The 12,048-nt window shown below is 57.3% G+C and carries 12 protein-coding genes; 3 read left to right on the plus strand and 9 right to left on the minus strand.

Translation table 11 applies throughout. The features are described 5' to 3' along the window. The first annotated feature begins 189 nt into the window (after positions 1–189). Positions 190–1,581 carry a TldD/PmbA family protein gene (locus ACVWZU_RS13550; protein ID WP_414357839.1) on the plus strand — a complete coding sequence of 464 codons (1,392 nt, stop codon included), beginning with the start codon at positions 190–192 and terminating at the stop codon, positions 1,579–1,581. 234 nt (positions 1,582–1,815) lie between these two features. Here ACVWZU_RS13550 and ACVWZU_RS13555 read toward each other — a convergent pair whose 3' ends face one another. From ACVWZU_RS13555 to ACVWZU_RS13595, 9 genes are all read right to left on the minus strand, one after another. Further along, entirely contained in the window at positions 1,816–2,073 is a 258-nt protein-coding gene (locus ACVWZU_RS13555; RefSeq protein WP_414374720.1) for a CHRD domain-containing protein, read from the minus strand. Between the two features lie 380 nt (positions 2,074–2,453). Beyond that, positions 2,454–2,912, minus strand: a complete 459-nt coding sequence (locus ACVWZU_RS13560) for a fasciclin domain-containing protein (protein WP_011434417.1) — start codon at positions 2,910–2,912, stop codon at positions 2,454–2,456. A gap of 81 nt (positions 2,913–2,993) precedes the next feature. Beyond that, positions 2,994–4,304, minus strand: a complete 1,311-nt coding sequence (locus tag ACVWZU_RS13565) for a CO2 hydration protein (RefSeq protein ID WP_457445421.1) — start codon at positions 4,302–4,304, stop codon at positions 2,994–2,996. Between the two features lie 57 nt (positions 4,305–4,361). Beyond that, positions 4,362–5,897, minus strand: coding sequence for an NADH-quinone oxidoreductase subunit M (locus ACVWZU_RS13570; RefSeq protein WP_457445423.1), 1,536 nt, complete (start codon positions 5,895–5,897; stop codon positions 4,362–4,364). Positions 5,898–5,956: 59 nt separating this feature from the next. Further along, positions 5,957–7,792: an NAD(P)H-quinone oxidoreductase subunit F gene (locus ACVWZU_RS13575; RefSeq protein ID WP_457445425.1), complete on the minus strand. Its 1,836-nt coding sequence runs from the start codon at positions 7,790–7,792 to the stop codon at positions 5,957–5,959. A 405-nt stretch (positions 7,793–8,197) separates the two neighbouring features. Continuing rightward, a complete protein-coding gene (locus ACVWZU_RS13580; protein WP_457445427.1) occupies positions 8,198–9,154 on the minus strand; it encodes an NAD(P)H-binding protein in 957 nt (318 codons plus the stop codon). Between the two features lie 140 nt (positions 9,155–9,294). Then, entirely contained in the window at positions 9,295–9,585 is a 291-nt protein-coding gene (locus ACVWZU_RS13585; RefSeq protein ID WP_099812243.1) for a 4a-hydroxytetrahydrobiopterin dehydratase, read from the minus strand. 67 nt (positions 9,586–9,652) lie between these two features. Then, on the minus strand, positions 9,653–10,189 hold the full coding sequence (locus ACVWZU_RS13590; protein ID WP_457445429.1) for a GNAT family N-acetyltransferase: 537 nt from the start codon (positions 10,187–10,189) through the stop codon (positions 9,653–9,655). Between the two features lie 2 nt (positions 10,190–10,191). After that, positions 10,192–10,350 carry a hypothetical protein gene (locus ACVWZU_RS13595; protein WP_011434410.1) on the minus strand — a complete coding sequence of 53 codons (159 nt, stop codon included), beginning with the start codon at positions 10,348–10,350 and terminating at the stop codon, positions 10,192–10,194. A 273-nt stretch (positions 10,351–10,623) separates the two neighbouring features. Between ACVWZU_RS13595 and ACVWZU_RS13600 the strand changes: the two genes are divergently transcribed. Together ACVWZU_RS13600 and ACVWZU_RS13605 are read left to right on the plus strand one after the other, a co-directional pair. After that, the gene (locus ACVWZU_RS13600; RefSeq protein ID WP_457445431.1) at positions 10,624–11,403 is read left to right on the plus strand and encodes a cysteine hydrolase family protein; all 780 of its coding nucleotides are present in this window, start codon (positions 10,624–10,626) and stop codon (positions 11,401–11,403) included. Between the two features lie 44 nt (positions 11,404–11,447). Then, positions 11,448–11,912 (plus strand): cupin domain-containing protein, encoded by a 465-nt coding sequence (locus ACVWZU_RS13605; RefSeq protein WP_414389181.1) that lies wholly within the window; start codon positions 11,448–11,450, stop codon positions 11,910–11,912. The last annotated feature ends 136 nt before the right edge of the window (positions 11,913–12,048 follow it).

Genomic DNA, 12,048 nt, shown 5'->3' on the forward strand with positions numbered 1-12,048 from the left:
CCTTGGGGCGACTGTAAACTCGCCTGAAATTCCGAAACTTAGCTGTCCTCTGGGTCAGCTAGGGATTGGGATAAAGCCCGCACCCTGCGCATAGCGCGGGTGCCGGGTAGTTTACTCGGCGTGGCAGCTCATCGACTTTCCAGGATCGGGCTATGCTGGACTGAGGACTACACCCATCTCCCTGTTGCTATGCGAGACCTTCTGCGCGACATTCTTCGGGATTGCTCTGGCTTTGTGGAACTGCGCTACCACAGCAAGGTGTTCCGCAGCGTCACTGCCGAGAAGGGCCGCCTTGAGCGCACCGCGGTTCGTCGCCGTTCCGGAGTGGGGGTGCGGGTGTTGGAAGCAGGTACTTGGGGCTTTGCTGCCACCGGGGATCCCTCGCCGGCTGCTATTCGGGAGGCCATCGCTGAAGCTCGCCGTGCCGCCCAAGCCAGCGCCGACTACCGCAAACAAAAGCTGGGATCCCTGCCCAGTGTGCGGCTGGCCCAAGGGGAGTTCTGCGAGCCCGGTGTGGAGGAGGTGTTGAACAAACCGCTGGAGGCGAAGATCCAGTTGGCTCTGGAAACCGAGGCGCAGGCCCGGCAGGCCTCTCGCCAAATTAGCTCCGCCAGTTGCACCTACAACGAGATCTACGAGGAAAAAGCCATCGTCACCACCGATGGGGCGGATGTGGCCTTTCGTCTGGTGCGCCCCGAGCTGCGAGTTCAGGCGGTGGCCGAAGCTGCCGGCCAGCTCAGCAGTGGCTCCGAGGCCATTGGGGTAACAGGGGGATGGGATTGCCTGTTCCGCTCGCATCCCTTGCAGATGGCGGAAAAGGCGGCTGCTACCGCGGTTGATTTATTGTCCGCAGGCTACGCAGAAGGGGGATGGGCCACGGTTATTCTGTCGCCTTCCATCGTGGGGCTGTTGGTGCACGAGGCCATTGGCCACACGGTCGAGGCGGATTTTGTTCTGGCGGGTTCTGTGGCTGCCGGCAAGCTGGGGCAGCGGGTGGCCAGCGACTGGGTTACCCTCAAAGACTCCGGCCATTCAGAGTTTATGCCGGGGGCAGGGGGAACCCTTCCTGTGGACGACGAGGGCGTTCCTACCCAAAGCACCACCATCATCCAAAACGGCATTCTGGTCAGCTATCTCCACAACCGCGAAACTGCTGCCCACTTTGGCGTAGAGCCCACCGGCAATGCCCGCGCCTGGGAATATGCCGATGAGCCTTTGATCCGCATGCGCAACACCTTCATTGAACCCGGATCCCAAACGCTAGAGGAAATCATCGCCAGCACTCCCGATGGCTACTTCCTGGATGGGGCCAGGAACGGGCAGGCGGACTCCACGGGCGAGTTTATGTTTGGGGTAGAGCGGGCCTACCGCATTCGCGATGGCAAGCTGGCGGAGTTGCTGCGCGGTGTCACCATCACCGGCAATGCTTTTGAGGTGCTGCAATCGGTGGATGCCGTCTCGCGGGACTTCCTGTGGGATTTGGGATCCGGCCATTGCGGCAAGGGTCAACCGGCCAAGGTGGATGCAGGCGGCCCCTACATTCGCTGTCGGGCCATTGTAGGTGGGCAACAACCTGTGTAGTTATTCCCTTGGCGCTCCACAGCTAGCCCAGAGGTGAAGCCTACAGCTCGCTCTGTAAAGGGGACTGGCAGGCCAGCTCCAGGACTACCGAAAGCTGCTGGCCAGGAGCTACACAGAAACTCTGTCCTGCCGGCACGACTGACCGTGGGGGAGTTCACAGAACAGCCAATCCGTCCGCAAAAATTAGGGATCCCCTCACCTGCGGGGATCCCAGATGGGGTACTGGATCAAACCTTAGCGAGGGAAAACCACCTGGGCTCGCAACTCGCCCGGCGGGTTGGCCTGCGTGTGAATGTTGATGTAGTAAGCTCCGGCCAAAAAGCTGGAGACTTGCTCAGGGGTGAGGTTGGCTTCCAGTCGGAAATTCCCCGACTGATTGCCTGGATTCGGCAACATGTTCAAGACAAAGACCACCGGCCCTGTGGCCTGGGCGAAAGATTGTCCTGGCTGCGGCTGAGCAATGTGAATATGTCCAGGGCCAAAGTTAGCAATGGGTAGAAGTGGGGTTGTGAGATTTGTAAAGCTTCCTTAACCGCTGAGAAACAAGACAGCAACCAGGCAAAAGCCGCAAAAAACCTCGAAAATTGAACGAGGCCGAAGGGAAAAACCGATCAACAACATGGAAAAAAGCTCCTCGGTCAGAGAACAGGCTAAATAAGGTACGTATCAGGCCAAGCTTCGGATTCATCTCTGGGTTTAAAAGACGGCGACATCACTGCTACCGAGAGACAAAAATCCCCACCCTGTGGGGGGCGGGGGATGGTGTAGACTGCACGCGGAGCAGAAATCTCTGACCGTACCTATAAAGTTGCGGAGAGGGGGAGAGGGTTCACCCAGGCACTTTCCCCAAGCTCGGTTCAGGATAGATCTGTCTATCCTCTGGCCGAGGCAGCCAAGGCGGAGTTCATAATCGGCCAGAACCAGTGGGGCCGCATCAGGATGACGGTGTCGATGACGTGGATGATGCCGTTATCGGCTTCGATGTCGGCTTGGATAACGGTGGCGTTATTGACCTCGAAAACGTCCCCTTCGATCAACAAGTCGATGGGAGATCCCTCTACCGAGCCCACACTTTGGTACTTGGCCAAATCTGCCTTTTTCAGGCGACCGGGCACCACGTGGTAACACAGGATGCGGGTCAGTTGGGGGATGTTTTGCACCAGAGTGGTGATGGTGCCAGGGGGCAGCTTGGCAAAAGCCCCATCGGTGGGGGCAAAAACGGTAAAGGGGCCGGGGCTTTTCAAAGTATCCACCAGGTTTGCCGCTTTAACGGCAGTTACCAAGGTGGAAAAGCCCTCAGCAGAGACGGCAATATCGACAATATCGGGCATGGCCGGGATCCTTTTGCTGTGAAGTTGTTGCTAACTGGATTGCTGCTCGAAAGGCTTTGGGATCATTAAAGTTGCCACGGGCTAGCGATAATTCTGATCCTGAATGTAGGCGAGGCGGGCTGCTTCCCGGATCCCGTATTCCGGTCGGGTGAAGCGATTGAGTTGTCCCTCAAAATAACGGCGGTTCATCATCAAGTGCCGTGGATTTGGATCATCAAGGGGATACAAGAAAGCGGCCCTTCCCGCCTGAATCACGGCTGAGGTGACGTTGTACATGGAGCGCTGGAAGCTAACCCCCAGTTGAATCAGCATATCCTCTTCGCCGCGGCAATGCTTGCGATAATACTCCACCAAATACTGGGGCAAAAAGTGGTACATATCCTGGTGCAAGAGCGTGGGCGGGATCCCGGCGGTGCCCACCGGAAACTTATCGGCGTAGAGGATCCCGTAGTGGAAGTCCAACTGGTTGGTGGGAACTTCGTTGGCCTGGGCGTTGTAGGACTTAGTGCCGCGGAAAGGAGAGGTGCGATAAAACACGGCCTCTACATAGGGGAAGGCAGCCTCATATAGCCAGGTGAATCCTTTGGATTTGGGCACAATATCGTACCATTCTCCCCGAATACGCACGCGGTGGTAGATGGGTCGTCCGGCAATGGCGAAGATCCCGTTGACCAAAAAGTTCATCGCCTCCGGCACGCTGGTGATTTTGCCTTCGTCGTAGAGATCGCTGATCTCAAAAAAGACCGGAGCCATCACCTCCCAAAACAGGCCCAACACCGAGTACATGGTGGCCTGGCGGCACAGCTCCAAGAACATATCAGGGAAGAGCTTGTATAGCCCCATCAACAAGGGGTTGCCCTGGCAATAGGCGCGGATGGCGCGGTCGGCATTTTGCTTGTATTCTTCGGAATCCATGTAGGGATCCAGCAAGCCCCCCATATCCCGGTGCCAGAGCATGGCCCGCATACATTCTTCGGCAAATTCCATGTTGATGCGGTCATGCCAGAGGTGATGCAAAATCCTGGGCAGCTTGCGCTTCAGCTCCCCTTTTTCCATGAACTCCAGCAGCTCGGGATGGGCCGTAGCCTGGCCCCGCCAAATCCGCAAATCCGCGTTATCCCCCGCGTAGTGGTTGGCCAGCTTCAGATACTCTTCAGGAATGATGAACTTGAAAAAAGGCAAGGGATCCACAAACACCTGCTCGGCAATGTAGAGCAGATCCCGCCAGTAGAAATCCATTGGCACGGCATAGGCTTTGTAGAGGCCGATAATTTGCATCAGGTTTTCCGGCGTATCTGGCAGCATGGATCCCCCAGCCTCCAGGCGGTGGACTACATCCGCAAAAGGGTGGGTAGAAGGGGGCAGCTTGCGGGCTGTGAGGGTTGTCGTCATAGAAGAAGTCTCCAACTCTTCAAAAGTTCTGGCTCCTTGAGGTCATTCCCTGGGATCTCAATTCCTGGAAGTTTCCCGATTGCCTGGATCGGCTCCAGAGAGGGTAATGGGGGCAAGGTCACCGGCTGATGCCAAGATAAGCGTTTGGGCCTGAGCCACCTGGGTGGATAGGGTAAAGGCCAACGGTTGCGGCCATTTCACCAGGTTCATGGGCTGGATCCCAAACCAAACGATCAAGGCCGTCAAAATAAGCCCTGGGATCCGCTCCCAGCCATGCACGCGCGGGTAGTAGGCGGTGCGGTTGTCCAACCTGCCAAAGCAGGTGCGGTTCAGCAAAATCACAAAGTACACCGCCGTCAAGCCGGTGCCACAGATGCTGATCAAAGTGGGCAGAGGAAAATCTTGGTAGCTGCCCTGGAAGATCAAGAACTCCGCCACAAAGCCCACCAGGCCAGGGATCCCGGCGCTGGCCATCCCCCCCAAGATGAGCAGAGCACTCACCGTGGGCAAGCCCCGCAAGGGGTTGAGCAGGCCGTTGAGCACATCCAGATCGCGGGTTCCCACTTTGCGCTCCACCAAGCCCACCAAATCGAACAGCAGCGCCAAGATGAGACCATGGGAGACCATCTGAACCATCGCCCCGGTCAGGCTAATCGGGGTGGCTGCCGCCATGCCCAGCAGGATGTAGCCCATATGGCCGATGGAGCTGTAGGCCACCATGCGCTTGATGTCTTTTTGGGCGATGGCCGCCAAAGCCCCCGACAGCACGGCAATGGCTCCCCACCAGGCTAGGATCCCGCCCAGGTCGGCCCAAGCTTGGGGAAACAACTGCAGCCCAAAGCGAAACAGACCGTACGTGCCTAACTTGGAGAGGATCCCTCCCAGGAGGATGGCCACTGGCGGCGACGACTCCCCGTATGCATCAGGCAACCAGGTGTGGAAGGGGATCAGCGGCATCTTAATGCCGAAAGCCACGATCAAGGCCAACAGCGTCAAGGTCTGGGCAACAGGGCTGAGAGAGGTGATGCGGATCTCCAGCAGCTCAAAGCTATGGGGATCCCCCAGCCAGTAGATGGCCAAAAAGGCCCCCAACAGAAAGATGGCGGAAACGGCGGTGTAAATCAAAAACTTGATGGCAGCATAATCCCGCTTGGGGCTGCCCCAAATGGAGATGAGCAGGTAGATCGGGATCAGCACCAGCTCGTAAAACAAGAAGAACAAAAGCAGGTTCTGGGCAACAAAAGCCCCGTTGACCGACCCGCTCATGAACAAAATGCAGCCGTAAAAGAGGTTGGGCCGCTTCACCTCTGGCTCAGCTGTCAGCACCGCAATCAGCGTGAGCAGCCCATTCAAAGCCACCATCAGCAGGGAAAACCCGTCCAGGCCCAGGGAGTAGCTCAGCCCAATTGCCGGGATCCAATCCCACCGCTGCACCCACTGCAGCCCTTCCGCTTGCAGGTCAAAGTTGGCAAACAGCAGCAGCGAGATCCCCAGCAGGATCCCGGCCAAGGCCACCGCCAGCTTTCGCCCCCCCAAGCCTAAGAACAGGAGCAGGGATCCCAAGATCGGCAACACAATCAAGGCACTCAGCATGGTCTTTTCCCTCTTTTCCCTCTTTATCTAAGGACTCCGTCCCGCTACCTTGCCCAAGCCTAGAGAATCAGCCAGCCCAGCAGGGCCACCCCCACCACAATCGTCAGCACGTAGGCTTGCAACTGGCCAGAGGTGGTGTATTTCAAAACCTGTCCACCCGCCAATACCGCCAAGCTGGTCAAATTTACCAAGCCGTCTACCACATAGCGGTCGAACAAGGCTGTAACCTCAGAGATGATGCGTACCGCAAACACCACACTGGCCCGGTAGAGCTTGGGGGTGTAGAAGTCGTTGGCCAACAAATCCTGCCAGTCGGCCAAGAAGGCCCAGTCCACCGGCTGCCGCTGCGGACGCAGATACAGCCAGGCTCCCAAGGCAATGCCTGTCAAGCTGGAGCCCGTCATTACCCCAACAGGGATCCCTTCCAGAGCGGGAATCAGACCTAGTGCCGCTAGGATCATGGGCATGTGCAGCGTTACCCCCATCATGGCGGTGCTGGGCAGCATCATCGGCCAATGCACCTCTGGCGAGCGCTCGCTCATCTGCTGCGGTTTGCCCCCCCAAACAAGGCCAAATACCCGCGTTAGCCCCAGCGCCGTCACCGCATTGGTAACCAGCACAACTGCCGCCCACAACCCCTGCCCCGGTTGCACCAACTGCTGCCAGAGATCCGTCAGCACCCAAAAGGAGCCGAAGGGAGGCAAAGCGATGATTCCAGCCATCCCGGTCAAGAAGCACAGCCCCGAGATAGGGCGCCGCGACCACAAGCCTCCTAGATAGCGCAGATCCTGGGTAATGCTGTTCCAGATCACCATGCCCAGCGCCATCACCAACAGGGCCATCGCGGGCGCATAGGTCAGCAGCAACCCATAGGCTTGCTGGGGATGACCGGTGCCCACCGCCACAAAGATCAAGCCCATGTAGGCGCTCACCAGATAAGACAGGGCCCGCTTGGCGTCGATCTGGGCCAAAGCCACCAGGGATCCCCCCACCGCTGTCAAGCCGCCGATGGTTAGCATCACCCTTAGCACTGTTGGGGAAAGCTCGTAGAGGGGTTGCAGGCGAATCAACACCCAGGCCCCTGTGCCCACCACCACCGCATTGCGCAAGATCGTCGAGGGGATCGGCCCTTCCATCGCCTCATCCAGCCACAGGTGCAGAGGAAATTGGGCACACTTGCCTACGGGGCCGGCCAGCAACCCCAGCCCTACCAGGGCCAGCAGGGTGGGATCCACAGTGACAGATCCTGCCTGCACCGCCTCTGCCCAGGCCGCCAAATCCTCAAACTCCCAGGAGCCGGTCAGGGGATAGATGGCGATTACCCCCATCAAGAGCAACAGGTCGCCAATGCGCTTGGTTAAAAAAGCATCCCGCGCTCCCGTCACCACCAGCGATTGGTTGAACCAAAAGCCCACCAACAGGTAAGTGCCCAGGGTCAAAATCTCCAGGATCACGTAGCTGAAAAAGAGGGAGTCGCACAAAGCCAAGGCACACATCCCCCCCTCAAACAGGCCCAGCAGGGAGAAAAACCGCGCCCAGCCCCAGTCCATTTCCATGTAGCCAAAGCCGTAGATCTGGGCCACCAGGTTCAGCCCCGTCACCACAGCGCAGGCCCCCAGAGTTACCGATGACACCTGCAGCGGCAGCTCTAACATCAGATCCCCCACCTGCAGCCAAGGCAACCGAATGACCTGCGCCGGCTGATCCCAAATCGCCACCAGCGCTCCCACACTGTGAAGGAAAGCCACTAAGGTCAGCAGGGCATTCAAATAACCTGCCGGACGTGGTCCCGTGCGCCGGGTGATTCCTGGGGACCAGATCAGCGCTCCCGCCCACGCCACCAAAGCGTAGAGGGGAATCAGCCATGCAGTTGTGACCAGCCCGTTCAAGCTCATAATCCTCCTTCGGCCAGGGATCTTGGCCAAACTGGAACACTTGCTGAGATCCTGTAAAAAATCTTAAAAGGCATCTTAGCGGCGAACCGAGATAGATAAAAATTGAACTTTCCGATAAAAACTATAGACAAAAATCTATAGTTCAAGTAGGGGGAGCAGAATAACCTCTGTCGTTGTCACCCCCTCACTCTCTAAAGCGTGGATGGGAATAAACTCCTTGGGAACTCAGGATCCCCGGCTGCGCAGATACCGTGAATGGCTCTAGGACATCCCCGAAGTTCTGCTGCCCTACTTCCGGTCTTCGATAGGCTAACGCAAGCAGGATCCCATTCACCTCTTCATCCCAAGGCTACCATCGTAAGTCCCTGTGAAATTGCCAAGAAGATGAAGATTGAGAACAACGACCTAGAAGGGCGTTTTGACTTTGGGTTGCTTGACCTTCAGCTCGCGAAGCCGTTTCAACATCTTCTGGAAATACTCCGCTAGGTAATCCTCAAGAGAGGTCAGAGAGGCCAGTTCGATCCCCAGGGTTTCGCATACAGGCGTCATATCGGCGTGCATGGGTTCTTTGGCCGCGATCACCTCCACAAACGCCAGCCGGTCGGCAATGTTCCAGCTCCACTGAAAGAACTGCGCCACCTTGCGCGCCCCTCGCAGTAATCCCAGCGGCATGGTGCTGACTTTGGCCTTTTTGCCGGAGAGCTGCTCGCACAAGGCAATGACTTCTCGAGCCGTCCAAGCCTTAGGCCCCACCAAGGGAAAGATTTGCTGCTTGGCAGCTTCTACAGTGAGAGCTCGCACCGCAAACCGGGCTGCATCTAGGGTGTCTATGTAGGCCGTTGGCATGCCCTCGCCGGTTACCCAGACGATTTGTTCTTCCAAGATGGGGATGGCGTACTGGCCAATCAACCCCTGCATAAAGCCCGCTGGCCGGAAAATGGTGTAGGGCATCTGGGATCCAACCAAATACTTCTCAATGTGATGCTTGAAATTCATCAGGGGCACATTGGGATACTCGTGGTGGGCGCCCATGATGGAGAAAAAGATAAAATGCCCTACCTGGGCAGCCCGTGCCGCATTGATCAGGGCAACCTTGCCATCCCAGTCCACCTGACGGGCGCTGAGGGTGTCGGTCACCCGCACCGTAGCACAGTCGAGCACCGCCTCGATGCCTTCCATCGCGGAGTTGAGGGTGCTGGGCTGAAGCAGATTTCCCACTTTCAGTTGAGCGCCCCATTCACTCAAGAAAGCAGCCTTTGCCGGATTTCGCACCAGACAGGTAACTTGGTGTCCCTCTTCGATGGCTCGGCGTACCACTTGACGGCCCAGCGTTCCCGTCGCCCCCACAACCAGCACGTTCATAAAATTATCATTTCTTAACCTTAGGCTTAGTCTATCAGACCAGCGCAACTCCCGACACAACCTTAGAGGCAGCAACAAACCAATGGGGATCCTCTGCCAAGCCGGCTTTGAGGGATCCCCAAAGTTGGGTACTGAAGCGTCTAGCTGGCCAGCTCGTTCATGCGTTGCGCCAGGGTAAAGTCCAGTTCTGTAATGCCCCCGGCATCGTGGGTGGTAAGATGCACCCGCACGCGGTTGTAGACATTGGTCCATTCGGGATGGTGCCCCATGCTCTCGGCCACCAAGGCCACACTGCTCATCCAGCCAAAGGCTTCGACAAAGGAGCGAAACTGAAATTGACGATGCAGCTTCCCATCCTGCAAAGACCAGCCCGGCAGATTTTCCAGCTTGGCTTGGACCTCAGCTTCACTGAGTTTGACAGGTCTGGACATGGTCTTTCCCTCCAGTCTTTGCCACCGCTTTCATCAAAAGAGCAACTGAGAGCGGATCCCGGCTTATTCACAAAACTTCATGACCTTTGTATTCATGCTCTTCTACATGCGCGTCTATGGGCGCGGGGCTGAGCGGCTTGTACAACCAGTAGCCTTGTACAGCAAAGTGGGCCTGCTGATAGAAATGGAGGGCGGCTTGGTTGTGATGGTAAACCTGCAGGGTGATGGCCGCCAGCTGCTGCTGGGATCCCCAGCGTTCCACCTGTTGCATCAAAGCTCTGCCCAGGCCCTGCCGGCGATGGGCGGGATCCACCCAGAGCAAAAAGACGTAGGCCACCCGCCGATGGGTGGCTTGATCGGTGGAGATGCCGGCCCAAACACAGCCCACCGGCTCTGCGGTTTCTTCTTTCAAGATCCACCAGCAAGGGGTACGGGGTGGGTCGAAGAGGCGATCCAGCGTCTCTTCTAGGTGATCCCAGTTGCTTTGCTCTGGAAAAGATTCCTGCAACGTGGCCTGCAATCCTCGCCTCACCCAGGGCCGATCCCAGGCTGAGCCAATGCGCCAACGGTAACCGGCGGGCAAAGGGATCCCTTGTTCAGCCATCCTCAGGCATTTGCAGAAAGGGCCACAGGCGTCGCTTCTTCTAGAGGGGCAGGCTGGGCCATATCCTCCGGCAGAAACGAGCGAATGCTCACCACCACCAGGGTAAACAGAAACACCAGCAGGATGAGGGCAGGAAAGATATATTGCCGCAGGATGCTCATGCTTCTACATAATCATTTCAAGTTTCTACAGCATAGCGTGCAGGGAGGGATCCCTGGGCAGCTTTTCGGAAATCTCCTCGGTTTTTCTTCTCCTGATCTCCATCTCAGCCCCTATCAACTGACCCTGGGGGATCCCATGCGTCAATAAGGTGAGAAAGTGTAGCCTACGATTCCAAAGTGAGGTTGGCTGTGCATTAAGGTCGAGCGTAGTTGTGGGTCATCACTCAACTGCCCAACCTGATCCCACTGCTGCGCGACGCGAGCGGAGAATCCATGAGCACCCCCAATCGCCCCTTGAAGACCCTTGGGATCCCTCCCAATGCCTGGGCTGTGAATGCCGAAATGGCCGACCTCACCCGTCCGCCCTTGGATCCCCGGCCCATCCTGCTACCCACCTCCAGCAAAACCCTGCGCTTGGATCTGGCCAAGGCGGCGTTGTTGGTGATCGACATGCAAAACGACTTTTGTCATCCCGACGGTTGGCTGGCCAGCATTGGCGTCGATGTTACACCTGCACGGGCTCCCATCGGCCCTCTAAAAGCCCTGCTGCCCCGCCTGCGACAAGCTCAAGTGCCGATTGTGTGGGTGAACTGGGGCAATCGCCCTGACTTGCTCAACATCAGCGCCGGCTTGCGACATGTGTACAACCCCACCGGAGAGGGAGTAGGGCTGGGGGATCCCTTGCCCAAGAACGGGTCTCTGGTTCTCACTCACGGCAGTTGGGGTGCGTCCGTAGTGGAGGAGTTGGAAGTCAAACCCGAGGATATCTGGGTGGACAAGTTCCGCATGAGCGGCTTTTGGGATACGCCTCTCGATAGCATTCTCAAAAACCTGGGGCGCACCACCCTCTTCTTTGCCGGTGTGAACATCGACCAGTGCGTCATGACCACCCTGCAAGACGCCAATTTCCTCGGCTACGACTGCATTTTGCTGGAAGACTGCGCCGCCACCACCTCTCCTGAATACTGTTTGCTGGCCACCCTCTATAACGTCAAGCACTGCTTTGGCTTTGTCGCCTCCTCCCCTGACTTGCTGGCGGCTCTCCCCTGTTAGCCCTTCCCGCTATTCACCCCTTATCGCTTGAGTGGAGGATCCCGATGCAAACGCTCTCCCGCTGTGTGATCCCAATTGTTAAAACCCCTGCCGATTATCAGGCTTTTCGCATCAGCCCCCACGATACCAATCGCTTGGCCATTGTGTTTGATCCTTCTCATGCTCAGATTTCTCTGACTTTTTGTGTGGAGATCTTCGATGAGGGAGGCAAAACCCCTCCCAACCGCCATCAAATGGCTGTAGAGATGTTCTTTATCCTCAAGGGTGAGGGCATGGCCATTTGCGATGGAAAAGCGGCCCCCATCAAAACCGGAGACAGCATTTTGGTTCCGCCAACAGGCGTGCATGAAATCCGCAACACCGGCCCAGGCCGCCTCTACGCCCTCTGCTTCATGGTGCCCAACGAAGATTTTGCCGAGCTCATCCGCTCCGGCACTCCTGCGGACTTGGATGAGGAGGATTTGCAGGTGCTGTCGGGGGGCTGGAGAAGGGCATTTGCTGAGGCTTAGGCCTCAATGGCTCTGGGAGCTGTAGAGGTTGGAAGTCAGGGGTACTGATACATTCACGCTGAACTCTCCTGAACATGGTTCAGGAAAGAAGCGATCGCATCCTGCCTATCTCTGAGCAGGAAGGCGGTATCCCGCA

Source organism: Thermostichus sp. MS-CIW-26 (assembly GCF_054059115.1).

What these genes read in the sequence shown, in the direction of transcription:
- ACVWZU_RS13550 (WP_414357839.1), top strand. Translation starts at nt 190, where the DNA reads ATGCGAGACCTTCTGCGCGACATTCTTCGGGATTGCTCTGGCTTTGTG.
- ACVWZU_RS13560 (WP_011434417.1), bottom strand. Translation starts at nt 2,912, where the DNA reads ATGCCCGATATTGTCGATATTGCCGTCTCTGCTGAGGGCTTTTCCACC.
- ACVWZU_RS13565 (WP_457445421.1), bottom strand. Translation starts at nt 4,304, where the DNA reads ATGACGACAACCCTCACAGCCCGCAAGCTGCCCCCTTCTACCCACCCT.
- ACVWZU_RS13570 (WP_457445423.1), bottom strand. Translation starts at nt 5,897, where the DNA reads ATGCTGAGTGCCTTGATTGTGTTGCCGATCTTGGGATCCCTGCTCCTG.
- ACVWZU_RS13575 (WP_457445425.1), bottom strand. Translation starts at nt 7,792, where the DNA reads ATGAGCTTGAACGGGCTGGTCACAACTGCATGGCTGATTCCCCTCTAC.
- ACVWZU_RS13580 (WP_457445427.1), bottom strand. Translation starts at nt 9,154, where the DNA reads ATGAACGTGCTGGTTGTGGGGGCGACGGGAACGCTGGGCCGTCAAGTG.
- ACVWZU_RS13585 (WP_099812243.1), bottom strand. Translation starts at nt 9,585, where the DNA reads ATGTCCAGACCTGTCAAACTCAGTGAAGCTGAGGTCCAAGCCAAGCTG.
- ACVWZU_RS13590 (WP_457445429.1), bottom strand. Translation starts at nt 10,189, where the DNA reads ATGGCTGAACAAGGGATCCCTTTGCCCGCCGGTTACCGTTGGCGCATT.
- ACVWZU_RS13595 (WP_011434410.1), bottom strand. Translation starts at nt 10,350, where the DNA reads ATGAGCATCCTGCGGCAATATATCTTTCCTGCCCTCATCCTGCTGGTG.
- ACVWZU_RS13600 (WP_457445431.1), top strand. Translation starts at nt 10,624, where the DNA reads ATGAGCACCCCCAATCGCCCCTTGAAGACCCTTGGGATCCCTCCCAAT.
- ACVWZU_RS13605 (WP_414389181.1), top strand. Translation starts at nt 11,448, where the DNA reads ATGCAAACGCTCTCCCGCTGTGTGATCCCAATTGTTAAAACCCCTGCC.